The 24,492-nt window shown below is 43.8% G+C and carries 24 protein-coding genes and 1 riboswitch; of the genes, 7 read left to right on the top strand and 17 right to left on the bottom strand.

The features are described from left to right. Window positions 1-10: 10 nt before the first annotated feature. The 4 genes from QMA01_RS00985 (at window position 11) to QMA01_RS00970 (ending at window position 2,768) form a co-directional block, all read left to right on the top strand. Entirely contained in the window at window positions 11-670 is a 660-nt protein-coding gene (locus QMA01_RS00985) for an amino acid ABC transporter permease (RefSeq protein ID WP_191713788.1), read from the top strand. Next, window positions 663-1,385 carry an amino acid ABC transporter ATP-binding protein gene (locus tag QMA01_RS00980; RefSeq protein WP_191713787.1) on the top strand — a complete coding sequence of 241 codons (723 nt, stop codon included), beginning with the start codon at window positions 663-665 and terminating at the stop codon, window positions 1,383-1,385. The genes QMA01_RS00985 and QMA01_RS00980 overlap by 8 nt, the downstream gene beginning before the upstream one ends. 149 nt (window positions 1,386-1,534) lie before the next feature. Continuing rightward, the gene (locus tag QMA01_RS00975; RefSeq protein WP_290214124.1) at window positions 1,535-2,419 is read left to right on the top strand and encodes a hypothetical protein; all 885 of its coding nucleotides are present in this window, start codon (window positions 1,535-1,537) and stop codon (window positions 2,417-2,419) included. A gap of 178 nt (window positions 2,420-2,597) precedes the next feature. After that, window positions 2,598-2,768: a hypothetical protein gene (locus QMA01_RS00970; RefSeq protein ID WP_191713786.1), complete on the top strand. Its 171-nt coding sequence runs from the start codon at window positions 2,598-2,600 to the stop codon at window positions 2,766-2,768. A 77-nt stretch (window positions 2,769-2,845) separates the two neighbouring features. On the opposite strand, the gene QMA01_RS00965 is transcribed toward QMA01_RS00970, so the two are convergent. From QMA01_RS00965 to QMA01_RS00945, 5 genes are all read right to left on the bottom strand, one after another. After that, entirely contained in the window at window positions 2,846-3,853 is a 1,008-nt protein-coding gene (locus QMA01_RS00965) for an LLM class flavin-dependent oxidoreductase (protein ID WP_191713785.1), read from the bottom strand. A gap of 324 nt (window positions 3,854-4,177) precedes the next feature. Further along, window positions 4,178-4,945 carry an STAS domain-containing protein gene (locus tag QMA01_RS00960; protein ID WP_191713784.1) on the bottom strand — a complete coding sequence of 256 codons (768 nt, stop codon included), beginning with the start codon at window positions 4,943-4,945 and terminating at the stop codon, window positions 4,178-4,180. Further along, window positions 4,920-5,579: a cobalamin B12-binding domain-containing protein gene (locus QMA01_RS00955; RefSeq protein ID WP_191713783.1), complete on the bottom strand. Its 660-nt coding sequence runs from the start codon at window positions 5,577-5,579 to the stop codon at window positions 4,920-4,922. The genes QMA01_RS00960 and QMA01_RS00955 overlap by 26 nt, the downstream gene beginning before the upstream one ends. A gap of 16 nt (window positions 5,580-5,595) precedes the next feature. Then, window positions 5,596-5,949 (bottom strand): hypothetical protein, encoded by a 354-nt coding sequence (locus QMA01_RS00950; protein ID WP_191713782.1) that lies wholly within the window; start codon window positions 5,947-5,949, stop codon window positions 5,596-5,598. Continuing rightward, complete coding sequence (locus QMA01_RS00945) at window positions 5,946-6,251, bottom strand: antibiotic biosynthesis monooxygenase family protein (RefSeq protein ID WP_191713781.1); 306 nt, start codon at window positions 6,249-6,251, stop codon at window positions 5,946-5,948. The genes QMA01_RS00950 and QMA01_RS00945 overlap by 4 nt, the downstream gene beginning before the upstream one ends. A gap of 294 nt (window positions 6,252-6,545) precedes the next feature. Then, a riboswitch (SAM riboswitch) is annotated at window positions 6,546-6,649 on the top strand. Between the two features lie 76 nt (window positions 6,650-6,725). Between QMA01_RS00945 and QMA01_RS00940 the strand changes: the two genes are divergently transcribed. Genes QMA01_RS00940 through QMA01_RS00930 form a run of 3 tightly spaced genes read left to right on the top strand, consistent with a single transcriptional unit; the run spans window position 6,726 to window position 10,155 of the window. Continuing rightward, window positions 6,726-7,850, top strand: a complete 1,125-nt coding sequence (locus QMA01_RS00940; RefSeq protein WP_191713780.1) for a methionine biosynthesis PLP-dependent protein — start codon at window positions 6,726-6,728, stop codon at window positions 7,848-7,850. Then, the gene (gene metC, locus QMA01_RS00935; protein ID WP_191713779.1) at window positions 7,843-9,015 is read left to right on the top strand and encodes a cystathionine beta-lyase; all 1,173 of its coding nucleotides are present in this window, start codon (window positions 7,843-7,845) and stop codon (window positions 9,013-9,015) included. Before QMA01_RS00940 ends, metC begins: the two co-directional genes overlap by 8 nt. Window positions 9,016-9,048: 33 nt before the next feature. Continuing rightward, the gene (locus tag QMA01_RS00930) at window positions 9,049-10,155 is read left to right on the top strand and encodes a 5-methyltetrahydropteroyltriglutamate--homocysteine S-methyltransferase (RefSeq protein ID WP_290214123.1); all 1,107 of its coding nucleotides are present in this window, start codon (window positions 9,049-9,051) and stop codon (window positions 10,153-10,155) included. A 172-nt stretch (window positions 10,156-10,327) separates the two neighbouring features. Here QMA01_RS00930 and QMA01_RS00925 read toward each other — a convergent pair whose 3' ends face one another. The 12 genes from QMA01_RS00925 to QMA01_RS00870 all read right to left on the bottom strand — a co-directional run bounded on the left by QMA01_RS00925 (window position 10,328) and on the right by QMA01_RS00870 (window position 24,308). Then, window positions 10,328-11,563 carry an NAD(P)-dependent malic enzyme gene (locus QMA01_RS00925; protein WP_203339244.1) on the bottom strand — a complete coding sequence of 412 codons (1,236 nt, stop codon included), beginning with the start codon at window positions 11,561-11,563 and terminating at the stop codon, window positions 10,328-10,330. A gap of 367 nt (window positions 11,564-11,930) precedes the next feature. Then, the gene (locus tag QMA01_RS00920) at window positions 11,931-12,263 is read right to left on the bottom strand and encodes a hypothetical protein (RefSeq protein ID WP_290184314.1); all 333 of its coding nucleotides are present in this window, start codon (window positions 12,261-12,263) and stop codon (window positions 11,931-11,933) included. 87 nt (window positions 12,264-12,350) lie between these two features. Further along, window positions 12,351-13,037 (bottom strand): DUF4956 domain-containing protein, encoded by a 687-nt coding sequence (locus QMA01_RS00915; protein WP_191713775.1) that lies wholly within the window; start codon window positions 13,035-13,037, stop codon window positions 12,351-12,353. Between the two features lie 16 nt (window positions 13,038-13,053). Then, complete coding sequence (locus QMA01_RS00910) at window positions 13,054-13,797, bottom strand: polyphosphate polymerase domain-containing protein (protein ID WP_290214122.1); 744 nt, start codon at window positions 13,795-13,797, stop codon at window positions 13,054-13,056. Between the two features lie 247 nt (window positions 13,798-14,044). Beyond that, window positions 14,045-15,331, bottom strand: a complete 1,287-nt coding sequence (locus tag QMA01_RS00905; protein WP_290214121.1) for a nucleotide sugar dehydrogenase — start codon at window positions 15,329-15,331, stop codon at window positions 14,045-14,047. A gap of 66 nt (window positions 15,332-15,397) precedes the next feature. Beyond that, complete coding sequence (locus QMA01_RS00900) at window positions 15,398-15,910, bottom strand: sugar-transfer associated ATP-grasp domain-containing protein (protein WP_290214120.1); 513 nt, start codon at window positions 15,908-15,910, stop codon at window positions 15,398-15,400. A 19-nt stretch (window positions 15,911-15,929) separates the two neighbouring features. Next, window positions 15,930-16,841, bottom strand: a complete 912-nt coding sequence (locus QMA01_RS00895; RefSeq protein ID WP_290184309.1) for a polysaccharide biosynthesis protein — start codon at window positions 16,839-16,841, stop codon at window positions 15,930-15,932. Between the two features lie 27 nt (window positions 16,842-16,868). Further along, window positions 16,869-17,564, bottom strand: coding sequence for a CpsD/CapB family tyrosine-protein kinase (locus QMA01_RS00890; protein WP_290184307.1), 696 nt, complete (start codon window positions 17,562-17,564; stop codon window positions 16,869-16,871). Next, a complete protein-coding gene (locus tag QMA01_RS00885) occupies window positions 17,506-18,294 on the bottom strand; it encodes a YveK family protein (protein ID WP_290214119.1) in 789 nt (262 codons plus the stop codon). Before QMA01_RS00885 ends, QMA01_RS00890 begins: the two co-directional genes overlap by 59 nt. Window positions 18,295-18,627: 333 nt before the next feature. Further along, complete coding sequence (locus QMA01_RS00880; protein ID WP_191713768.1) at window positions 18,628-19,323, bottom strand: response regulator transcription factor; 696 nt, start codon at window positions 19,321-19,323, stop codon at window positions 18,628-18,630. An 18-nt stretch (window positions 19,324-19,341) separates the two neighbouring features. Next, window positions 19,342-22,146, bottom strand: a complete 2,805-nt coding sequence (locus QMA01_RS00875; RefSeq protein ID WP_290214118.1) for an ATP-binding protein — start codon at window positions 22,144-22,146, stop codon at window positions 19,342-19,344. A 542-nt stretch (window positions 22,147-22,688) separates the two neighbouring features. Next, window positions 22,689-24,308, bottom strand: a complete 1,620-nt coding sequence (locus QMA01_RS00870) for a sensor domain-containing protein (RefSeq protein WP_290214117.1) — start codon at window positions 24,306-24,308, stop codon at window positions 22,689-22,691. Window positions 24,309-24,492: the final 184 nt, after the last annotated feature.

Here is a 24,492-nt window from a genome sequence, read left to right as displayed (position 1 = left end):
GTTGTAATAGATGAACCTGGATTTCTCACAAATAGTTCCTTATATCCCGTTTATGCTGGAAGGGATATGGGCTACCTTAAAATTCGTATTTTTCGCCATCATTCTGGGGTCAATCCTCGGAACCATATTGGCATTGTTCAAAATTGGCAGCATCATCCCCTTAAGATGGTTTGCTGATGCTTATACATCTATATTTCGCGGGACACCGCTGATTCTGCAATTGATGATCATCTATTATTCCACTCCCCAGTTGACGGGCTATGATATTTCTGCATTCCTGTCCGCCATACTGGCGTTCGGACTAAATTCATCTGCTTACATTTCCGAAATCATTCGTGCTGGAATCCAGGCGGTCGACAAAGGCCAGATGGAAGCAGCACAAGCGTTAGGCGTTCCCTACCGGGCCATGATGAAAGACATCATTTTGCCGCAGGCACTCAAAAATATTCTGCCGGCTCTGATGAACGAATTCATTACTTTAACAAAAGAATCCGCCATCGTCTCGACCATCGGTTATCTCGATCTCATGAGACGCGCACAAGTTGTTGGATCTGATTTGTTTCGCAACTTTGAACCGCTGTTATTTGTCGGCCTCATTTACTGGTGCATGGTCATGGGCTTGACGATGATCGGCAGAGTTTTCGAACGGAGGCTGAAACAAAGTGATTAACGTCCAGAATCTGTATAAGAAATTTGGCACCAATGAAGTGCTAAGCGATATTTCCACTACTATCAGCAAAGGTGAAGTCGTATCGATCATCGGCCCTTCCGGTTCAGGAAAGTCGACGTTCCTGCGCTGTCTGAACCTGCTTGAAGTTCCCACTTCCGGGTCCATCGACATCAATGGCAAGAACCTGACATCTTCTAAAAAGAACATCCATAAAATCCGCCAGCAAATCGGCATGGTGTTTCAGCATTTTCATTTATTCCCTCATTTGACGGTTCTTGAAAACCTGACGTACGCACCGATGAAAGCCAAAGGCATTAAAAAAGCAGAAGCTGAAATGAAAGCCCGTCTTCTATTGGAACGTGTTGGACTATCGGAAAAAGAGACAGCCTATCCGAACAGCTTATCAGGGGGGCAGAAACAGCGTGTTGCGATTGCGCGGGCTTTGGCAATGGAACCTGAACTGATGCTGTTTGATGAACCGACTTCAGCACTTGATCCGGAAATGGTCAAAGAAGTTTTGGATGTTATGAAAGATTTAGCGAAATCCGGCATGACGATGGTCGTCGTGACACATGAAATGGGTTTTGCACGTGAAGTGGCAGACCGTGTCCTGTTTTTGGATCATGGCGTACTAGTTGAAGAAGGCCAGCCTAATGAGTTCTTCAGCCATCCAAAAACGGAACGTGCCAAAGATTTCCTCGATAAGGTATTGTAAGAGGCGTCCCCTGGGGCGTCTTTTTTTGATTCTCATACATCTGAGTATCCTTGTTTGTTCATGCGATGCTCAAATATCACCGGTTTTCTTGCTGTTGCCACATGTTATAATCAAAACTGGCAAACTTGCAGAAAACCGAGGTGAAGATTGTGTTTAGAAAGATCATTATTTTAATGGGTGTAGTATTTTTCATGTCGCTGATCGTCTTTACAGCCGTCATGTTCTTAAAAAATGAAGTCGAAATTCATTCTGAAAACAATGTATCGGTCACTATTGAAAAACCGACTTTTATTACGCTGAGCGAACCCGAAGTAACTGAAAGCGGCACTGACCTTACACAGGTCTACCAGATGACCTTGCTCGGCCTGAACGTCGGCACGTATACATTGGTCGACCGGTCGCTTAATAATGGCTCTTCCATCATTTTCGAAGAAATCAAAAATACCGGGTGGGTCCCTTATACAGTATCGATGAATGTCAATAATTTGGAGGATGCCGATTTTAAATCTTGGAATCCCAAATCCACTACACGGCTTGACGAAACAATATATGGTCCAGATCCAACGTCCAATCCTTATGGCGTCTTCACAAACGGAAGCAGCGAAATTCTAATCGGCAATGTCTATGTTTCCCGCAGACTGCAATTAGGCAACGGCGACTGGGTACAGGAACTGCGCCACGAAATTGCAGAGTTTACAGTTGAAGAAGGCAAACTGTCAAAAAATCTCTGGTTGCCGCCTCAGCATTCAAGCCAAACATGGCTGATGGCTGCTCAGGAACCGTTATTCGAAACGGATGAAGCAGAAGACGAATGGATCGAGTTTTCTCTGGAGAACCGCCTGTCCCAGTTGAATTGGCTGACGCCGGAAGGCCCTTACGTCAAACTCGAATTGACGGATGATCCGCGAACAGAACTCGCATATGGCAATCTGCCTAAACGCACAGCCGATTTGACTTCTCTTGAGTGGAATGAAACTGCACCTTCCCTGTTCTTTGAATCAATGATCTTAAATGCAGAAATCAATCAACAATAATAGCCAAAAACCGTTAAAGCCCTTGCTTTAACGGTTTTTATTTTCCGGACCCTTTTTGCTAAGGCTTGCAAACAGTTCCCTTCCAATTAAGCAGAATAGTCTGTATAATAGAAGTGAGATAGGAATCCACCTTCATGGCGATAAGGCTGCTGAATAGTAAAGAAGGAGGTTGATCATAATGGAACGCAAAGTACTTGATCCACGAGAAGTTGAACTTCGGTTAGATGAGGATTTCAATGCGGTTCTGAATATGATTGGCGAAGGTGCACCTGATTATGCAGCCTATGATGAAGAGGAGTTTCCAAAAGAACGGCAGCGTGAAGAAGACAAGGCGAAAGAACTTCACTGACGCCGGCTCAGCATCTCTCCAATCTGGAGAGATGCTTTTTCATGCAAAAAATCCCGTTCATAGGAACGGGATTTTCTTTAGTTCATCATTTCTGCCAAGTAATCGTAAGAACGCAGGCGATCTTCCTGATGGAAAATCGGTGAGTTGACGATCACTTCGTTAGCTCTTGTTTTTTGGATGAAATTTTTCAGTTTTTGTTTGACGACATCCGGTGTACCGACAATCATCGATTCAGAATCCAATTTCTCACGGAAAATAGCAATTTCCCGATCTGTCCAAACTTCTTCCAAATCATCAATCGGTGCCTGGAACGTCGTCGGTTCCCCTCTCATCAGTGAGAACATTTGCTGCTGGGAAGAAGTTGCGAGCCATTCAGCGCGCTCCTGTGTCTCTGCAGCAATAACATTGACGCCCAGCATTGCATAAGGCGATGCCAAAGCAGGAGAAGGCTTGAAATTTTGATGATACAACTGCAAAGCCTGCATCATATAATCCGGCGCAAAATGGCTGGCGAAAGAAAACGGCAAGCCTTTAAGTGCTGCAAGTTGTGCACTGAATCCGCTCGATCCCAATAGCCAAAGCGGTATTTTCAAATTGGTGCCCGGATAAGCCCGAACACGGCCAACCGGATTTTCCGAGAAGTAATTTTCCAACTCCGCAACCTGTTGAGGAAAATCATCCCCGCTGCTCTGCAAAGTACGTCGCAGCGCATAGGCAGTCGCCTGGTCACTCCCCGGTGCACGGCCCAGACCCAAGTCAATGCGCCCTGGATAAAGAGTTTCCAATGTACCAAACTGTTCTGCAATAACAAGTGGCGCATGGTTTGGCAGCATGATGCCGCCTGAGCCCACTCGAATGGATTCCGTTGCCCCAGCGATGTGGCCAATAAGAACCGACGTCGCAGAACTTCCGATGCCTGGCATATTATGGTGCTCCGCCAGCCAATAACGATTGAATCCCAACTTCTCCACATGCTGCGCCAATTCCACGCTGTTCTTGAACGCTTGTGCAGTTTCAGCACCTTCGTTGATCGGTGCCAAATCAAGCACAGCCAACGGTATATTTTCGAATTTCTTAATTCCCATTCTATCTCCACTCCTATCCATTCCATTGTATCGATGTTTCACAAAAACTTCCTTTTTTCTGCTCAGAACAAGAAAAGCGCAAGCGATCAAAAGATGAAGCTAACCTAAGTGCGCGACTTCCTGTCGCAACGGTTAGCTGACCCGCTTCCTGCGGGCCTCCGACGGGCATAAGACAAGCTGGCGAAGCGGCGTGTTTTTGCCGCATAGTCAGATGGGCTTATGACCCTAGGACCTGGGCGCTGAAGCTGGACACTAGAAAAGCGGAAGCGTTAATTTAAAAAAACAAAAAAGCGAAGCTATCCGCTTCGCTTTTCACAACATATTCTATATAAGTAAATTCCGTGAAGCCAAGACCATCTGCAAAGAAGAAACAAAATGCAGGTCCAGCCCCGTTTGGAGATGATGGAGCTGTTGGGCATGCTGTGGGTTGATTCCGGTGATGATGCCCTCAATGCCCATCACTTTAAAGGTCTGCATTAACGACTTCAAATAATCGGCGCCATCCTGTTCCAACTTCTCCATAGCAGTCAAATCCATGATGACGGTTTCGGCGCCATTTTCATAAACTTGATTCAGGATATGAAAACGGATCACTTCAATCTTGTGGGGGTCCAAATCGCCGAATAGCGGAATCAGCACGTGCTTTTTGCCGAGGTCGATACAAGGGGCAGACAACTCCCGAACCTGTTGAAGCAGCTCCTCCGTCCGTTCCTTTTCAAGAAGCAGGTCATAGTCGGTTTCCTGCAGGCGCCGGCGAAGGCTCAACAACTGGTTGGTGATCTCCATGAGCCGGTTATCTTTCGGCACAAGGACGATGTTCAAACTAAAATCACTGATCCATTTGCTGTAGACATCTCCAAGGAACAGTTCGCCGGTTTTTGAAATGAAATTCAACTCAAGTGGTCTCGCCGATTCACTACTCAGCAAAAAACTTAATGCTTTTTGCCGGCTTCCTTCATCGACAAAATCTAGAAAATCGGAACAGCTGCCGACTAATTTCTCTGCCTCTTCAGATGACTCCACGATTGCCAGTTTATTATTCAATTTAAAAGCAGGCAGCGGCCATTCATCCAAATGAGATATCGAATTCATTGTCAGGTTCCTTTCCGGTTTGGATCCAATTTTTCAGCTGATCCAACTCTTTTACAATCAAGACGCCTTCAGATTCTGAAGCTGGCCAATTCGCCATGGCCACCGCCCGTCCTCCAAGGATGACTGATGGTTTGAAATCAAGCGCTCTGAAAGCTTCTGTGTATTTCTTCAATACAGGCAGACGGTATACCAAAGCCGCTGACAATGCGATGGCATCCGGTTTCCAGCGGTTAGCTGTTTCAATGGCGGCACCGAGCGGCAAATTCGGTCCGAGGTATCGAACTTCCCAACCGTTTTCTTTGAATAACGAAGCCACCATTTTCAAGCCGATATAATGGTCTTCCCCTTCAGGTCCGAGGACCATCACTTTCTTTTGCTCAGGAGTTTGTTCCCCTTTACGCATTTCTGTCACTGACACCACATAATCGCAAATGGCCGTTGCTAAATGCTCATCAGCCACTGTAATGATATTCTTTTCCCATAATTCCCCTATCCAATACATGGCAGGCGTCAATATATGCTGGTAAAGCTCATTTTTTGTATGGTTTTGCAAATAGGCTTGAACTGTATGCAAAGCCTGCTTTTCATTGCCGGCCAAAAATAACTCGGCCAACTCTTTAGATTGATTATTCATGTCAGCCTCCTTTACTCTATGAAGGTTTCAACACCGCAATGGCACTTTGCAAACAACCTGACATAAAGACTTCTTCCTCTTGTTCTGTATTCCCCGGAAGGATCTGCAGTAAGCGGTCAAAATTATCGATGATCAAGGCTCTTTCAACATTCCGGCTTGTCAAAACAGTTTCCAGCCAAATGGCGTAATCAATAAATACCTGTTCATCCTTGAGGGAAAACGCAGTCTCCAAATGATCCAGGTGGTGATGGTTATCTTTTTCTGTATGCTCAAAACCGCGCTCTCCAAAACGCTCCCAAAGTGTCGGGTATGCAGCATATATGCTTTTTGCCGTTTCAGAAGCAATTTTATTTTTTACGTCGTTCTTCATTCTGCCACCACTTCGTACTGCCGAACAACGGGGATAATTCCCGCTAATTCCTGGTCCGGGTAATTTTTCTCAAGATCATGAATCTCCTTGAATTCCTGGCTTCTCACCCACGCCATATAAGATGCTTTCGTATGCCATTCCATATGGACCGTCAATTCATTTTTCTTTTTGGTGTTTTGGATCAATCTAAATAAATGAAAGCCTTCCGCCCGATCGACGCGGCGTGAACGCTTTTGGTAAATCCCGATAACTTCCTCGGTTTTTTCAGGCGGAACAACTACCGTCGAAGTGACAATATACATTTGCTTTCTCCTTTATACACAAAATTTCCTCCATAAATTATAACACTTCGATATACGAATTAAAAGAATACCGCGGTTCTGTAGTGATGAGCCCTGATTCTTTAACTGATAGCAAATTATTCTACTTACTGATGCGACATCCGATCTGACATGGATGTACAAGGCTCTATCTACAATTTCCGCTTACTGTTTTCTTTCTATTTTAACTATTTAAAATTCGCCCTTGCTTTCCATGGCTAAATGATTTAAGATTAGAAACATCGTAATAGATACAACATAAACTTAATAAGATATTTCTTATCTAGAGAGACGGAGGGATTTGGCCCTGTGAAGTCTCAGCAACCAGTCTGACGAAGACACGGTGCTAATTCCAATAGGCTGCGCCTAAAAGATGAGAAGAATGCGTTTCTAGACAGGGGCTTTCTTCTTTCATTGAAGAAAAGCCCCTGTTTTATTGTTGGGAGGATGAGTGGAATGACAAAAAACAGCTTGGAAACTTTATTGGTTCAATTAGGCAATCGCAGCGATTCAACTACAGGAGCTGTGAATCCGCCCATATATTTATCGACGGCTTATGAACATGAAGGACTTGGCAAATCGACGGGCTATGATTACACACGAACCAAAAACCCGACACGCGCTGTCCTTGAAGAAGGCTTTGCGGAACTCGAAGGCGCCGATGCCGGATTTGCCTGCAGCTCGGGAATGGCGGCTATCCAATTGGTCTTGTCCCTCTTCCGTCCTGGCGACGAATTGTTGGTTCCGGAAGATATATATGGTGGAACATACCGCCTGCTTGACCACTTTGCTTCCGCCTATAACATTCATCCCACCTATGCCGAATTTAAGAACGTTGAAGATACAGAAGAAAAAATAACATCGAATACACGGGCATTGTTCATTGAAACGCCGACCAATCCACTCATGCAGGAAATTGATCTTGTTGCCTATGCAGCTTTAGCGAAAAAGCATGACCTGCTGCTGATTGTCGACAACACGTTCTTGACCCCCTATCTCCAGCAGCCGATTGCACTCGGAGCGGATATAGTCATCCACAGCGCCACAAAGTACATCGGCGGCCACAACGATGTACTCGCTGGTTTGGTTGTCGCAAAAGGCGAAAGCATTTGTGAAAGGCTTTCAACATTCCATAACTCGGTCGGCGCCGTACTGTCGCCTTTCGATTCCTGGTTGTTGATACGCGGATTGAAGACTTTGCCATTACGCATGCGCCAACATGAAGCCAATGCCAAAACCATTGCGGAATTCCTGTTGCAGCAATCAGTTGTTTCTGATGTGCTCTACCCGGGAAAAGGCGGCATGTTATCCTTCCGCCTGCAGGACGAAGAAGGGGTTGGCCCTTTTCTTGAAAACATTAAACTCATTACATTTGCCGAGAGTTTAGGCGGCGTCGAAAGCTTCATCACTTATCCGGCTACCCAAACCCATGCAGATATTCCATTTGAAGAACGTACCCGGCGCGGCGTTTGCAACCGGCTATTGCGCTTCTCAGTTGGCGTCGAACTCGCTGAAGATTTAATTGCCGATTTGACACAGGCATTTTCGAAATTGAAGAAGGAGGTTGTTGAATATGACTGATCGCATCGAAACCAAGTTTATTCATTCTACCGGAGTTGACCCATTAACCGGAGCTGTCAACGTACCGATTTATTTATCTTCCACATTCCATCAGAAAAGCCTGGATTCATTTGGCCCATTTGATTACAGCCGTTCCGGGAATCCGACACGTCTGGCATTAGAGGAAACCATCGCAAAATTGGAAGGCGGCAAGCGCGGCTTTGCCTTTTCTTCCGGGATGGCTGCTATCTCTTCCGCATTTATGCTGTTGTCTTCTGGCGACCATGTCCTGGTATCAGAAGATGTCTACGGCGGAACTTACCGCTTCATCACAGAAGTGCTGGATAAATTCAATATCGAATACACATTCGTCAACATGACCGATTTGAATGAAATGGCTAATGCCATTCAGCCGAATACAAAAGTCGTCTACTTGGAAACACCATCCAATCCGACTATGAATATTACGGATATCGAAATCGCAGCAAAACTGGCGAAAGCCAATGGCTGTCTGACATTCGTCGACAATACCTTCATGACGCCGCTCTATCAAAATCCGTTGGAACTTGGCGCAGACATCGTTCTTCACAGCGCAACAAAATTCCTTTCCGGGCACAGCGATGTGGTTGCGGGCCTTGCGGTTACAAAAGATGAAGAACTCGGCAATCGCCTAGGTTTTATTCAAAATACCTTCGGTTCGGTCTTGGGGGCACAGGATTCTTACCTGTTGATCCAAGGAATCAAAACTTTAGGAGCACGCCTTGGCCAGTCATCGGAATCAGCACGGACAATTGCCGAATACCTGCACAACCATCCATTGATCGAAGAAGTATACTATCCAGGGTTTTCATTCCATCCGGGCAATCCGATTCACGAACGCCAGGCAAAAAGCGCGGGAGCTGTGCTCTCTTTCCGCCTAGCTGATAAAAAGTCAGCACGCGTCTTTGTGGAGCATCTGCGTATTCCAGTGTTTGCCGTCAGCCTTGGCGCTGTCGAGTCGATTTTATCGTACCCTGCAACGATGTCACACGGCTCTATGCCTGCAGAGGAACGTGAAAAACGCGGAATCACTGACGGCTTGCTGCGCTATTCCGTCGGCTTGGAACATCCGGATGATTTGGTACAGGATCTTAGCCAAGCATTGGCTCAAGTAGCACGCCGCAACGGGTTAAGCATTGCTAACTGAAAAAATACTATTAGAGAAAGAAGGAATACAGACATGACAACGACTCAAACGATTACTGCCCCATTCAAGGCCGATCACGTAGGAAGCCTGCTGCGTCCGGCTTCCTTACATAAAGCAAGAGAAGATTTCAAAGCCGGGACGATTTCGGCACAAGAGCTGCGGGAAATCGAAACGAAAGAAATCCAACATATTGTCGAGAAACAAATCGAGGTCGGATTAAAAGCCGTTACAGACGGCGAGTTTAGACGTACTTGGTGGCATCTGGATTTCATGGAACATATCAATGGCTTTGAAGGCTATGTGCCGGAATCAGGTTACCAGTTTGCCGGTGAAGAAACAGAGCGCTATGATGTCCGGAATATCGGGGAGATTTCATTTGATCCTGATCACCCGTTCATCCAGGATTTCCTTGAATTGAAAGACATTGTTGACGGCAGAGCTGTTCCAAAATTAACGATTCCGAGCCCCAACCAATTCTTTAATGCGGGAATTCGCAATGCTGCAATTTATCCGGACATTGAAGAATACGCACAAGCCATTATTCAAGTTTACCGCGATGCGTTTCAGGCCTTCTACAAAGCAGGTGTCCGTTACCTGCAAATTGACGACGTTTATATTGCCGGCCTTTCTTCACCGGAAATCCCTTTCAGTGAAGGTGACCACTCCCGCGATTACTTGATCGATCTGGCATTGCGCGTAACCAATAGAGCGTTGGAAGGAAAACCTGAAGATCTGACAGTGACGACTCATCTATGCCGCGGAAATTACAAATCGAAGTGGGCTTTTGAAGGCAGCTATGCTTTGATTGCTCCGACAATTTTCGCAAATGAAAATGTGGACGGATTCTTCCTCGAATACGACGATGACCGTTCCGGCTCCTTTAAGCCGCTTGAACACATTCCTGCCGGTGGCGCAAAAGTCGTTCTGGGCGTCTTTACCTCAAAAAACGGCGAACTGGAAGACAAAGAATCCATCAAAGCCCGCGTTGCAGAGGCTGCCGAGTTTGTGCCGCTTGAGCAATTGTGCATCAGCCCGCAATGCGGTTTCGCTTCTACACACCACGGCAACGAATTGACAGAACAACAGCAATGGGACAAATTGAAATACATCGTGGAAGTATCTGAAGAGATTTTCGGATAAGATCTTATGAAGCAGCCCTTTGCCGCGCGGCAAAGGGCTTTTTCTGTCTTCTAATAAGCGCGTTACGGGTTGTGAACGTTCAAATGAATTTGTAGTCGTTCATCCAAATTCTGCACAAAAAAACTCATTCGCTGGAATAAAAGCGAATGAGTTTCTTCTATTATATAGTGCATTATTCTCCGGCTGCCGATAAGCTTGCTGTCTTTTGCTGCAGATCATCCGTTTCAATTGTTTTCCGGGCAACGCCTGTTTCGATTGCCGCTTTAGCAACCGCGGCTGCAACCGCTGAAGCCACACGCAAATCAAATGGTTTCGGTATGACATACTCTTCATGCAGCTCGTGCGTCTCCAACAAGCCGGCTATTGCTTCTACAGCAGCGATTTTCATTGCATCGTTGATATCCGTAGCCAAAACATCCAACGCCCCTCTAAAGAGCCCTGGGAAGGCTAATACGTTATTGACCTGGTTCGGGAAGTCGGAACGCCCTGTTCCAACAACTCTTGCTCCAGCCTGTTTAGCCAAATGCGGAAGGATTTCAGGATTAGGGTTGGCCATTGCAAAGATGATGGCATCATTGTTCATGGTTTCCACCATTTCCTGAGTCAATGCGCCTTCTGCAGAAACACCGATAAAAACGTCCGCTCCTTGAATCACATCTGCCAATAAACCTTCTTTGCGTTCATAATTGCTCATTTCAGCCACTTCTTCTTTAAATGGATTCATGCCGTTTTTGCGCCCTTTAAAAATGGCACCTTTTGTGTCGCACATGATCACATGCCCGAAACCGAATTTGCTCAGCAATTTCACGATCGCAATTCCAGCCGCTCCTGCACCGTTCACCACAATTCGGGTTTCCGGAACGTCTTTGCCGACCAATTTCAATGCATTGATCAAGCCAGCCAAGGTGACGATCGCGGTACCGTGCTGATCATCATGAAACACAGGAATGCCCATTTCCTTTTTCAGGCGCTCTTCCACTACAAAACAAGTAGGGGCTGAAATATCTTCAAGATTGACGCCGCCGAAACCTGGTTCAAGCAACTTCACTGTTTGGATGATGGTTTCTGCATCTGTTGTATCCAGACAGATCGGAAATGCGTCCACACCGGCAAACTCTTTGAACAATATAGCTTTCCCTTCCATGACAGGCAATGCTGCAAGCGGCCCTATATTGCCAAGTCCCAGAACTGCTGTGCCGTCTGTAACCACTGCGACCATATTGCTTTTCATGGTATAGTCATGAACTTTTGCTGGATCTGCCGCGATCTCCCGACAAGGTTCAGCAACTCCTGGAGAATAAGCGAGGCTCAGGTCCCTTTCGTTTTCCACTGCCACTTTCGACCGAATCTCCAATTTCCCTTGATGCGTCCGATGCAATTGCAACGAGTCGTTTTTCAGTTTAGACATATGCCTCATCTCCCTTTGTTCATAATTGTTTATTATAAAGAGTATTTGAATAATTGAAAGAGTTTTCGGACAATTCTTATATTTTTCAGACTTTAGGCGGATAAAGCAATAAAGCCCTATTTCCTTTTTCAATAGTATTCTTATCTCCCTGTAAGCGCTAACACTCCAGTAGCAGCAACTGCTCGGATTTCCAATACCCTATAGCAGAAAAGTACTTAGCCTTTTTGATGATTTTCTCCAACCCTGCCCCAATCAGGAGACAAATACATCATTTGCAGGGCCTTTTCAATCCCCAACTTTAACCTACCCGTTTTTGCGCAAAAAAAGCCTGCCCTTTCTCAGGGCAGGCAGTCAAAAATATGAAGCTTTACGATAAATGAAATGAATCGTCATAGAGCGGTTTCATATGCAGATCATATTCTTTTTTTACATCTTCAATGTCGTAAATGTTTCCAGGGTTCCCAGGACGGTTCATCTCTTTTACTTGCTCATGGACAAGGTCGGCAAAATATTTCCCACAAGCCACATCATTCGGATACTTCGCTTTCACCTTGGCAACCAGTTCTTCGTTCAGCATTTGATTGAACGCATGGTACATAGCGGCATTGACAATTGTCAACGACTTTTTGGAAGCATAAGACACCATATAATAATTCCCATAACGGTCCTTCAGCAAGTCTCTTTTCGCCACAATTTCCATAGCTACGCCCTCCTTCAGTTCTATACTGTTCCATACCCTTCCCCCGCTCCATAAAAACAGTCCGGAGAAGTATCCCCGGACTAGACCCTACATTTCCTTCGGCTGCAGATAAGACAAGGAAACTTTCAAGTTGGCATTGCGCTCCCGAATCAGATCGAGCAGTTCATGGTCTTTGGTATCGGGCTTGCTGCGGATGGAAAACGTATACAGAATCATTGTGCCCAAGTTGGTTGTTTCCACCTGGCGCAATTGATGATCGACCGTCTTGTCTTTCAGAATATCATCGAGCAGCTTTTCATGATTCAAGTTTTCAGGAACTGTAACTTTCAAAATTTGTGTATCGCGCCCTTTTGCGTAATTGGTTTTAAATAGGAAATAAAAGACCGCTGAAGCAAATAACGTCAAGAGAATAGCCAGTTGGAATTGAAACAGCCCGCATGTCATTCCCACACAAAGGCCGAAGAAGATATATGCGATGTCCTTGGCGTTCGTAACAGCACTGCGGAAACGGATAAGGGAGAAGACTGCAAATAATCCGAATGCAACGCCTGCATTGCCGCTCACTACGTTCATGACTACTGAAACGACCACACTCATCATAATAATTGTGTGTACAAAATCCTGTGAATAACTTTCTCCATTAAACGTGTGCTGATAGACTGTCGTGATGATCAAGCTCAGAATCAATGCAATCGCCATTGCTGCAAAGCTCATCCAAATGGTGGACTCACCGGTTTCGGGGTTGAATTGAAAAAGTTCTGTAATAGTTGCCATATTGATCTCCTCCTATTTACATTTTGAATTCGGTTTCCAAGGAAAATTTCTCATCCCCCAGCAATTCTGTACTTGTGCAAAACTTTGAAGCGCTGCGCTGCTCACAATCAAGCCGCTGCAGAATTCGAGCCAACCATAAGGGCACACTGTGGTCCACCTTTACTTCAAGCACCACCAGGTTCGGATCGATAAAATAATCCCCATATCCCCCATTCTCCAGCCGCAGATCCTCATTGCGGCATCTGAGATTAAAATCGAAGGTGAGACGCAAATCAGGATCATCAATTCCATGCAAGGCATGGCGATCGTAGCTGACAATCATTTCTGGCTGCAACTGATAATATTTCCGGAAGTAGTCGATTTCTTTCAGCACCTGTGGATTGGATACGTTGAATTGATCTAATTCTTGTTCGCCGTTTTTTTCCAAATAACGATAAGCTTCTGCAAGAGGCACAATCAGCCTGCGCTTGTTGACAACATTATTATGCTTTTGTTTTACTTCAAAAAAAGCCGTTCCAGTAAGGTCTGTCTTTCCGTACACCCGCAGACGAAGCTTTTGGCGATACTGCAGTTTATTCTTCGTTTCAAAGTAAATCTGTTTTTCTTCATTTTCAAAATACAGGCTGTTGACTGAGTACTTTCCATCCTTTCCATTTCTGTCATTCCGCATGTACTCACCTAATTCTTCAACCAACCGCTCATACTGTTGTCTGCTGATTAGGTATTTCTGTTCTTTTCTGCAGAATATCTCAATAGCCAAGCCTTCCGCCTCCTTTTCTTATGTTTAATTACTAACTTTATAAACTCTATTGTAGAGGCTGATTCTGAGAGCCTTATGAGACCTATATTAGAAATCAATGAGAACTTAACAGAAAATTCCCATTGTAAAAAGAACGTCCACGACAGATTCAAAATCTTTTTTTTACATCAAAAAACCACCTGCATCAACAGGTGGTTTTTGATGTGAAGTTAGATACGCCATAAGCTTTTTTCCATTACTTAATACTTCATAAACGCCATAGCTGGACTTTTTCCGGTTTCTTTTTAGGATCAAGTATACTTTTGACATCGAAGACAATGCCTTGCTGACCAATCAATAATCCTTCAAACTGTTTCCAACCAGCTTCTTTATAGAGTTTATGCGGAACTGCCAAAATAACTGCGTGGGCGGGCTTCAACTGCCGGTGGGTGAGGAGTTCCAGTTGATAATGGCTTGCTGTATCTTCAGTGGAAGCGTAGGGGTCGGCCAATTGTATTTCAATGCCGTATTCCCTGAGTTCCTGTACGATATCAGCAACTTTGGAATTGCGGAGATCGGGAACATCTTCTTTAGATGAAAGCCCCAATATTGTCACGCGGCCATCAGCTATGCTGATATTGTCCTGAATCATTTTTTTGATCAATGTTTGGGCAATGTACCGCCCCATGCCTTCGTTGATATTGCGGCCGGATAAAATGACTTCGGAACTGTGGCCGACAGATTCTGCTTTGTTCGCCAAGTATAAAGGAGCCAACTCGATTCCCTGTCCTCCGACCAAATCCGGAGCAGCTTTCACAAAACCAATTCTGCTGCCCGCAGTTTCAAGCACTTCTTGCGTATCAATATTTAAGCGACCGCAAATCAAAGCAAGTTCGTTCATCAATGCCACATTGACATCAAGCTGGATATTTTCAATTAACTTGGCAGTTTCAGCCACACGGATTGAGGGTGCCTGATAAATACCGCCTGTAACCACACTGCCATAAACTTGCGCCAAAAATTCCGTTACTTCCTCGTTTTGTCCCGCCACTACTTTTTTCATTTTTGTAAAACTATACTTTTTATTCCCAGCCAGAACCCGTGCCGGAGAATAACCGACAAAAAATTCTTTACCGCTTTCGTAGCCCGAGTATTTCTCCAGTATCGGAATGCAGACTTCCTCTGTCACTCCCGGCGGCACAGTCGATTCATAAACCACAACCGCTCCTTTTTTCATATGCTGCCCGACACATTTGCTGGCTTCCTGCAAAGCCGTTAAATCGGGCAGCTTGTGCCTGTCGAAAGAAGTGGGCACAGCGATGATAATAAACCCGGCATCTTTCAAATCCGCTGGATCGGCTGTAAAAACAAGAGTGGAGTCCAGAAACTCCTCACGGCTTATTTCATTCGTTTTATCCAATCCGATGGTTAGTGCTTGAATTCTTTTTTCATCGATGTCATAACCAGTGACAGGATATTTCCGGTTAAAGGCGGCTGCTACAGGCAAGCCGACATACCCCAATCCGACTACAGCTATTTTCAGATTATGTAACATGCTGACGACTATCCCCCTTCACTCGCTTCTTATTCCTGACTGAAATCAGTTCTGTTTATTAGGCAGTTAGAGCAAGTTTTCTTTTTCTTTTAGAGAAGTGATTAAAATTGGATGACCTTTAGCATTTAAGGCCAGCTTCCAAGAAATTACGTCATCGGCTTTGTTGTCGATATGCAAATTGATGGCAAAAGACTTTAGCCTGTCAAAATGAGGGATTTGGCTGCCCGCAAACACAAAACGTGTTTGTGGATGCTTATAAATCTTCTCCAATGTATTCAGATTATAAGCATATGGCTTTAAATTCCCCTGATGGTCCACTCCGCATGAAATGCCGCCAATTTCATCGGCAAATCCACTGACGCTTTCAACCGTGCCGATTTCCAGACTGGCCGACAACAATGAAATTGTATTGTTTTCACAATACGTGACCAAGTGGATGGTATTCAGTGCATACGGATAAATCTTATTCAAAAAAGGATGCTGCTTGATCATATCGTCATTTTGAAACGTCAGATCCCTACCTAATTCACGCAACTCTTCTTCAAAACGAAATTCATTGTGATGTTTTTCTGGCTCCATTAATTTCACCCTTTCGTGTTTAACGCTTCAGAAAAGATATGACCAACTGACGCGCTTCATTCTCCGTGGCTGTTTTCAATTGTTTCAGGAATCTGGCCATTTCAATTTGGCTAAGTCCTCTAGATGGGCTTGAATCGGTCTTCTTCAAGCCGTATAAATCAGATGCTGGCGCTTGGCTGTCCGTTTGCAGAATACGCTGCACCAGCTGAGCATCTGCTATTTTTGTGTCACTCGGACTATAAAGCTTCTTCGACTTAGCAGACATTCCATCTTCCGGCAAACGCACAATGATGTACCGAGTCAAACTGGTCAATGAAATACTCTCAACAACCATTTCAGACAAGCGTTTTTCAGCTTCCATGAGATTTCGCGGCTTTTCAGCCAACTCAGTAGAAATCATCACAAAACGCTTAATTTGGTAACGGTTAGCAGCTTCCGCAATGTTATTGGCAGCAAAGACAGCCCCATGTAGAGTGATAGATGAATCGTCTTCTGTTATATCTAGTTGCCGGTGCCCATCTGTATGGTAGATGATGTCTGGCTTGTAGCGCCCAATAATGGAATAGATCTTTTTTTTATCTTGAACATCCAGAACAATCGGTATGATTTCAATATTCCCTACCATCAACTTTCTTAGCTCATATTCAACTGAATAAATGGATTGCGGTCCATGTCCAAGCAGCAGAATGCAGGAAGGCTGATATTGAATCAGCTGACGGGCAATTTTGGAGCCGACAAATCCCCCTGCTCCAGTAACCAAAACGCTTTTTCCAGTCAGATGTGAAGCTGTCGGCAAAGCTACCAGTTCCAGCTTTTCTTCAATACTTTCAAATCCATTCGAAACAAAGATACGAAATTGGCGAAAAACAACAAGGAAAGGGATCAGTGAACGATGAAGAATTTCAAGTGCACGGTGTTTGTACATCTCCATTTACGCTCGCCCTTTCTGATCAACAGCTTAGTCGTTGTAATTATGGTAATAATAGTTTTCCTTGTTGAGCGGATAATTGTTCAGGACAACTCCGAGAATGAATGCTTTCGCTGTAGCCAAAGAGTCACGAGCTTTTTCAACGCTGACTTTCTCTGATTTCCCTGTATTCACTACCAAAACTGTGCCATCGCATTTATTCGCTAAAATCTTGGAGTCGGTTACTGACAGGATCGGCGGTGAATCAAAAAGGATATAATCGTACTGACCGCGCATTTCTTCCAGCAACTCCTCCAATGCATCGGACTCCAGCAATTCCGCCGGGTTTGGCGGAATTTGTCCGCTCATCAGCAAATCCAAGTTTGGAACCCCACTCGCTTTTACCGAATGTTTCAACTGCCCTTTTCTCAGCAAGAGATTAGACAGGCCGGTGTTGTTCCCTAATTGGAACGTCCGGTACAAAGTCGGCCGCCGCATATCGGCATCGATCAACAAGACTCTTTTTCCGGTTTCGGCAAATACGATTGCCATATTTGCCGCTGTTGTCGATTTCCCTTCTTCTTTTGAAGCAGATGTGAACAAGATGACTTTCGAATCCAAACCAGGTGTCGAGAAATTGATATTGGTCCGAATCGTTCGGTATTGTTCAGCAGTAATCGATTGTGGATTAGTACGAGCCACCAATTTTCGCGGCATTAACCTTTTTGTCTTGTTCATTGCCTGCATGTATATCCTTCTCCAATCTCTCTGTTAGATTTAATGGTTTTTCCATTTTCAAATTGCTGTCTACAGGACTGACAATCCCCAAAACTTGAAGCCCCTGGATTTCTTCAATATCTTCTTCTGTTCGGACCGTTGTATTCAATTGATCCAGGATCAGCGTGATGGCCATACCGAAAACCAGTCCGGCCACCGCTCCGATTGCCATGTTAAAAACAGGGTCCGGGCGAATCGGTTTTGGGTTTGCAGCAGCTTCTGCTGCAGCAAGAACACTGACGTTGTCCACATTCATCATCGTTTGGATTTCCTTTTGGAAGACCTGTGCTGTTGTATTCGCAATCAACACAGCCTGTTCCATCGAAGAATCTTCCACTGATAAGGTAACGACTTGTGAGCTTTCGATGTTATTGACCGTAATGCGTTCCGTTAAGGAGGAAATCGTATCTTTCAACTGTAACTCCTCGATGACATTGGCTAGAATCGCCGGGCTTTTGATAATGACATTATAGGTTCCGATCAATTGAAGATTGGTGTCGATATCCAGACTATCGAAATCCTGGCTGCTTGCTGTGTTTTGGTTGATTAAAATCTGCGTTGTCGCCTGATAGACCGGTTTCATCACGGTATAACTGGCAACCGCACTAATAACAATAAAAGCCAGTGTTACTAGGATGATCAACATTTTTCTTTTTGCCATTGCTTTCAGGAATTTATTCAAATTGAATGTGCTTTCCATAATCAAATCCTCCTAAGGTTTATCCTTTGTTATTTTCATCGTAAAACTTGAAGGTTAAAAACAAGTTAAGTAATCTAAAAATTCTAATAAAAGAGAAAACTTTAAAAAATAAAGGCATTAAGAACCAATTCAGATAATCAATAATCAGTAAAATAATAAATAAGGGAATAAACCAGGTTATTAATCACAGGGCACTATTTTAAATAAGGCTTAAAAGACTATAAAATAACTTAAAAGCCATTGTACTGTTGCAGCCAACAAATTAACGCTCTTTGCCCCTGCCACTTAAACGGCAAAATAAAAAGCATTCAGCCAGTAACAGCCGAATGCTTTTCATTCCCATATGAATTTGTAGCCGAACCCTCTAACCGTCTGGATATAAACCGGGTTAGCAGGATCTTTCTCAATCTTTCTCCTCAAGTTGCTGATATGGACTTTGACTGTCTGCACATCACCTTCTGAATAATAGCCCCATACCTGGTCATATAACTGCTCTGCCGTCCATACACGGTTTGGCGTTTGGGCCAATAGCAGCAGCAATTGAAATTCTTTATGGTAGAGCTTTACCTGAGCCCCTTCTATATACAATTCGCGCGCATCCACATGAATATGCAGATCTTTATATTTCAGGATTGTCAGCCCGTCTTCCTCATCGTTCTTCCAGCCGTTTCTTCGCAGAATGGCACGTATACGGGCTTCCAGTTCGTTGAAATCAAACGGCTTGGTGATGTAATCGTCGCCGCCCGCTTCCAATCCCTGAATTTTATAGACCAGCTCTTTACGATAGCTGACGAACAAAATCGGCAAAGTCGTTTTCAAGCGGATTTTCTCACATACTTCCAAACCATTCATGCCCGGCATTTCCACGTCCAGTAAAATCAGGTCCGGCCTCTCGCTTTCCAGCATATCCAAAGCCTGTAGACCATTTTCAGCCTGAATGACGCCATACCCTTTCTTCAGCAAGAACAATCGCATCAATTCGCGTATTCCTTCATCATCCTCGACAATCAACACTGTAGCAGCAGTCATCTGTTTTCCTCCTGTTCGTTAATGCAGAACCAGCGGCAATACAATAATCAGAACACTCCCTTTGCCTTCTTTGCTGTCCGCCCATATCTGCCCTTTATGGGCCAAAATGATTTCTTTAGCAATTGCGAGCCCAAGCCCGCTCCCTTTGTAGCTCGTAGAACTATCGATTTTGTAAAACCGGTCAAATATATGCGGCAATGCCTCTTTCTTGATGCCCCGCCCGTTATCAGAAATCCGAATGACCAGTTCTCCATCAAAATCCTCTTCAGCCAATAAAGCATGATCATTGTTTTGGGCAAGCAGCTCCAGAGACAGCTCAATCCGCCCTTCTTCTGAAGACGTATGCTTAACGGCATTCCAGAGAATATTGGAAATGACCTGATCAATCCGGTCCAAGTCGATCGCAAGATAAGCTTGATTGATTCCATCCGGATTTTCTGTGCCGTGGAATTTGAATTCCCGCCCGCTTTGAATGACATCAGATGCCAACGAATCGACGAGCCGCTCTGTCCATGGCTGCAGCTCATGTTGCTCGAATCGCAAGGTCATATTGCCAGACTTGTATTTCGTCAGTTCTACAAGATCTTCTGTCAGGCGTTCCAGAAGCAATAGTTTTTTATGGATCATATCCAAATAGCGCGGATTGTTTTCTTCAATCAAACTTTCCTTAACCGCTTGGATATAGCTATGGATCAGTGTAATGGGTGTACCCAGTTCATGTGAAATTGCAGACAGCATTTCGTTTCTGGATTTCTCAATTTCCAGGATTTCATCATTGACTGTCAGCAAATTTTTATTGGTGACTTCCAATGCCATTGTCCTTTCCTGGACATTGCGTTCCAGAAAATGATTTAAGTTGGCCATTTCCTGGGTCAGCCTGCGCATATTCGCCAATGTCTCAACGCGCAGCATAAACTCTTCTTTGTCACAAGGCTTCACCAGAAAATCGTTGGCACCCGCTTTGAAAGCATCCTTTTTCTCATCTAGTCCATCTTCATCCGATAACATCAAAATCGGCAACTCCGTCAATGTAAATTCGCCGCGGATCTGTCGGCATAACTCGTCACTTGTTATATCGTACAAATTGCCATCCATTACAATCAGATCGACTGCGTTTTCTGCCAATATGCGCAAAGCAGCTTGGCCATCTTCTGCGCCAATTCCTCGGTAACCACCTGAACCCAATTGCTGCAAAAGTGCCAACCGATTGGTCTCTTTTGAATCAATAATAAGGATATTCAACGTTTGTTTTGTTTCTTGCTGTTTCAACATGGAAGCCGCCAATTTGGAAACAGAAAGCTCCCTAATACCTGCTTCAACTTGCCCCGTTTCAGAATCTCGCTCCTTTTTGGAAAGATCCTCAACACTATTGACCAAATGTGCCATATTTTCTCCACTTGCCACCCATTCATTCAATTGACTCGCCGTTGCAAAAGACTTTGTCCCTTCCGTTGTTTCTTGAAGGGATCGCGCAATTCCATCCCTGTCCTCAAGAGGTATTTTCAGGCCTGCCGATGTATATGCCAGCAGCTCATCTTTTTGCTTATTAGCATGTTTCAGCATTTCCGCTTCTGACTGTTGCCGATCATTTTTCTGGCGCTCCAGTTCCCCTAATTTTTTAAAACCAATATGTTCTTTCTCGAGCAATGCCTTTGCTGCATATAAGAGACCCATTCCACTAAAGAAATAAATTGCATAATGGAGGATATTCAAATAAGGAATAATCGCAGCGGCAGTTAAAAAGGCTGTTGAAACAGCCACTGCCAAAAAAGATTGAGCAATCGCATACAGGCCGGCATATCGTTCCCCTTCGTTCCAAGCATAAAAAGCGATTGAAAAAGAAACACCGGCAGACAGAAGAGCCACTACATACAGCAGCAATGCAGCGATGGGATAGAAAAAGAAAGAAAGCACTATTGAAGACAAGGCTAAAACTATCATTGCTTTAATAATAGTGAAATAGCGAGAGGCTTTGAGTCTTTCTGCAAACAGTTCACGCGTAACAACCAATAACAGAATACTGGCTGCTCCAATCAATACGGCGACAGTTTGTCTGTTCCACCATTCCAAGTTTGACCATATGTAGGCAAAACTGAAATTGGACCAGGTTGAGGACACTAAAATAAATGAAATAGACAACAACAGGAGATACAGAAAGTTTTTTTGTCTATATTTGAGAAACCACTGGATACAGCACCAAAAAAAGATGAGGCTTACTCCGCTGAATAGCCCGATCCATGCAGTGATTTGTCGGGAATGCTCTTCAAATGCACCGTGTTCCCAAATCGTCAATGGCATGTACTTAGTACCTTTTGACTCCACACGCAAAAAGTATGTACTTGCTTCCGCCTCCGATAAACTCAAATCGAAAATTAAATGATGATGAGGATGTGTTTCCGTTGATCTTGAAATGCCTTTCTCAATTTTTTCACTAGTGTATTCACCTGTCGGAACCGGCGAGTAAAGAATGGCTTCATCAATAGATGGATTTGCCAATTCCAGCAACCAGTCCCGATCCTCTGACTGGCTTTTCACCGTAAAGCTCAACCAATACACATCTTTAGCCAACCCGCCATTCGGCACTTCTTCTTCATTTGAAATAAACTTCCAACTGTAAGGGGGCTCCACTAGATCATCAATCCGCAAATCGCCTTCCAAATCTTTTAAAATCCGAAGTTCATCCGTCAATAAAAGTTCATCCACATCAGAACTCAAATGGATCGTTTCTGTTTCACCGTCAACTGCGATTGTATATTGACTGCTGTAAAAAAAGAAAGAGATTCCCAATATGCAGCTCAGGCTGATGACCATAAAAATTTTCATTAAGGACTCTTTCATCTTTTTCACCTCAGTTATTCAGTAAAGAGAAACTTCACTCAGTGGGAGTTTTTTCCCCCCTGAGTGTTAGTCCATCCAATCGGGCTTTTACGGCCAGTAGACTTTCGCGAAGCGGAAGTCTTACTGACCGTTAATGCGGGGTAAAGAGAAACTTCACTCAGTGGGAGTTTTTTCCCCACTGAGTGTTAGTCCATCCAATCGGGCTTTTACGGCCAGTGGACAGAGAAGAGAGATAAATCAATAAATTCCTTAACCATTGCCGACTCCAGCAAATCTATAGTTAATTATGCACGTTTGTATCATCTCTTAAGGTAAATTTAATTAGTATAGAAACCAATTTATGGATTTTTAATAGGATGTATGATTTAACAGAATCATAACATTTTCCTTAGAAAAAGAAAACTCATTTTAATTCCGAAAATTCAAACATTATCTATGATCTACTAATTTTACCAATAATTTTACTTAATTTAACCCTTTATTATTTCATCATAAAAAAACATGAGCAAAGGCTGCTCATGTTGGGCTTACTTGAAATGAATTTTTTTCCTGGTTTTAGCTTTATACATGGCCATGTCCGCCCGTTTCATCATGGCTGAAATTGTTATTTTTTCATCCAATGAAAAGGCGATTCCCATACTGATGGAAACCTGTAAGGATAAATCCTTCACATTAAAAGGTTTTTCCATTGTTTGATAAATGCTGGCAGCCACATTAGCCACTTGTTCCTGTCCTTCTGCATTTGCTACTAAAACCACAAACTCATCCCCACCCAGACGGGCAGCCATATTCGCTCTATGGATGCAGGTGCTCAACCGATAACCAAATTCCTGGATAACTGCATCACCAATTTCATGGCCCCATTGATCGTTGATTTCTTTAAAATCATCAATGTCCAGAATCATCACTGCTAAACTTTTTTGCGTTTTATCATGGATTTCCATTTGCTCTGCTGCATATTCCTGAAAATAACGGCGATTGGGCAGTTCAGTCAAAGAATCGAAATAAGCAAAATGCATTAGCTGATTCTCATATTCTTTTTGCAGGGAGATATCCCGCGCAACCATTACCATGTGCTTGAACCTCTTTTTCTCATCATATACAGGAGTACCGTTTAGTTCCGACCACACCCATCCTCTGTCTTTATGCAAAAGGCGAAGCTGCAGCAGATAAGTGGCACCGCTCTTTGCGGCTTCATCAAAGGCCAGTGTTATGGCCGGCACATCTTCCGGATGGACATTATAAAATGGCTTTTGGCCGATAATGTGGCTTGCCTGATAGCCATATATGCTTTCAATAGAAGGAGACAAATACAGATAAGCTTTTTGATGATCCATCAATACAATGACATCATGAACATTTTCCGCAATGATCTGAAAGTTCTTTTCGCCAGCTTCATAAAGGCTTGCCACTTTATCCAATTCTGTCATATCTTTGACAACCATATAAAAGCCAGTAATTTTACCTTTCGGACTAATTGGAATAAATTTAATCAAACAACCCATAATTTCCGAAGATTTCGAAGTGAAGTTCAGGCGCGCGTCTTTAAATTTACCCTCGACAGCAGCCAGAAAATGCTGTTCTGCAAGTAGTCGATCTTCTGAAAAAACAAAATCAACAAAGTTTCTTCCAACTATCTCCTTCATCAAGTAGCCGCTTAACTGTCGGGCTGTCGGATTACCACCGGTAATATCGCCTTTTAAATCCACTGTAAAAATTGCAGCCGCATTGCTTTCGTATAAAGCCCTGTATCGTGCACTATTTTCTTCCAAGCGTTCACGTATTCCATTGTTTTTCAATTCAGTTGCTTTTTCACCTGTTACATCTTTTACTAAACTTACAACATGAGTACATTTTCCTGTCTCATCGAAAAGCGGAGTCAGGTGGGTTTTTGAATAAAATAGTTGCTTCCCAGCAGAATAGAAAGAATCTTCATAGACCACACATTGTCTGCTTTGGACTGCTCCCCTATACTTTTCCTGTAAAAAACTCGCCAGCTTTGAAGAATGGACTTCATGAAATGTCCTGCCAATCGAAAGAGAAGTCAAAGAGGTTTTTTCCATCACTGCCGTATTAAAAAATTCGTAAATGAAAGAATCCTGCTCAATCACTTTTATGACAAACACCATTTCTTTAATGCCTTCCATCAATACCTGTGCAAAAGACAATGAAGCCGCTTCGTTCATTATGTCCATCCTCCTGATCCTCTTTAAGCTCTCCAACTATAGTAAAAACTCTTTTAACAGTGTAGCAGAAAATACTTCCATTTAAAACTTTAGAACTAATTTCATTCTTAAAAAATAGGTCATTCTGCGTTATAGATTTTGTAGA

The sequence above is a fragment of the Planococcus notacanthi genome (genome assembly GCF_030407825.1).
GTDB classification, from domain to species: Bacteria; Bacillota; Bacilli; order Bacillales_A; family Planococcaceae; genus Planococcus; species Planococcus notacanthi.
The sequence above is the reverse complement of the archived record's forward strand: the minus strand, read 5'-3'. Positions and strand labels throughout refer to the sequence as shown.

Bases quoted from the DNA above. Each gene is read 5' to 3' on its own strand.
- metC (WP_191713779.1), top strand. From the start codon at position 7,843: ATGACTGATCGCATCGAAACCAAGTTTATTCATTCTACCGGAGTTGAC.
- QMA01_RS00885 (WP_290214119.1), bottom strand. From the start codon at position 18,294: ATGGAAAGCACATTCAATTTGAATAAATTCCTGAAAGCAATGGCAAAA.
- QMA01_RS00965 (WP_191713785.1), bottom strand. From the start codon at position 3,853: ATGGGAATTAAGAAATTCGAAAATATACCGTTGGCTGTGCTTGATTTG.
- QMA01_RS00955 (WP_191713783.1), bottom strand. From the start codon at position 5,579: ATGAATAATCAATCTAAAGAGTTGGCCGAGTTATTTTTGGCCGGCAAT.
- QMA01_RS00875 (WP_290214118.1), bottom strand. From the start codon at position 22,146: ATGAAAATTTTTATGGTCATCAGCCTGAGCTGCATATTGGGAATCTCT.
- QMA01_RS00915 (WP_191713775.1), bottom strand. From the start codon at position 13,037: ATGGCAACTATTACAGAACTTTTTCAATTCAACCCCGAAACCGGTGAG.
- QMA01_RS00950 (WP_191713782.1), bottom strand. From the start codon at position 5,949: ATGAAGAACGACGTAAAAAATAAAATTGCTTCTGAAACGGCAAAAAGC.
- QMA01_RS00895 (WP_290184309.1), bottom strand. From the start codon at position 16,841: ATGGAGATGTACAAACACCGTGCACTTGAAATTCTTCATCGTTCACTG.
- QMA01_RS00900 (WP_290214120.1), bottom strand. From the start codon at position 15,910: ATGGAGCCAGAAAAACATCACAATGAATTTCGTTTTGAAGAAGAGTTG.
- QMA01_RS00870 (WP_290214117.1), bottom strand. From the start codon at position 24,308: ATGGAAGGCATTAAAGAAATGGTGTTTGTCATAAAAGTGATTGAGCAG.
- QMA01_RS00890 (WP_290184307.1), bottom strand. From the start codon at position 17,564: ATGCAGGCAATGAACAAGACAAAAAGGTTAATGCCGCGAAAATTGGTG.
- QMA01_RS00970 (WP_191713786.1), top strand. From the start codon at position 2,598: ATGGAACGCAAAGTACTTGATCCACGAGAAGTTGAACTTCGGTTAGAT.
- QMA01_RS00905 (WP_290214121.1), bottom strand. From the start codon at position 15,331: ATGTTACATAATCTGAAAATAGCTGTAGTCGGATTGGGGTATGTCGGC.
- QMA01_RS00985 (WP_191713788.1), top strand. From the start codon at position 11: ATGAACCTGGATTTCTCACAAATAGTTCCTTATATCCCGTTTATGCTG.
- QMA01_RS00940 (WP_191713780.1), top strand. From the start codon at position 6,726: ATGACAAAAAACAGCTTGGAAACTTTATTGGTTCAATTAGGCAATCGC.
- QMA01_RS00920 (WP_290184314.1), bottom strand. From the start codon at position 12,263: ATGGAAATTGTGGCGAAAAGAGACTTGCTGAAGGACCGTTATGGGAAT.
- QMA01_RS00880 (WP_191713768.1), bottom strand. From the start codon at position 19,323: ATGACTGCTGCTACAGTGTTGATTGTCGAGGATGATGAAGGAATACGC.
- QMA01_RS00945 (WP_191713781.1), bottom strand. From the start codon at position 6,251: ATGTATATTGTCACTTCGACGGTAGTTGTTCCGCCTGAAAAAACCGAG.
- QMA01_RS00925 (WP_203339244.1), bottom strand. From the start codon at position 11,563: ATGTCTAAACTGAAAAACGACTCGTTGCAATTGCATCGGACGCATCAA.
- QMA01_RS00930 (WP_290214123.1), top strand. From the start codon at position 9,049: ATGACAACGACTCAAACGATTACTGCCCCATTCAAGGCCGATCACGTA.
- QMA01_RS00960 (WP_191713784.1), bottom strand. From the start codon at position 4,945: ATGAATTCGATATCTCATTTGGATGAATGGCCGCTGCCTGCTTTTAAA.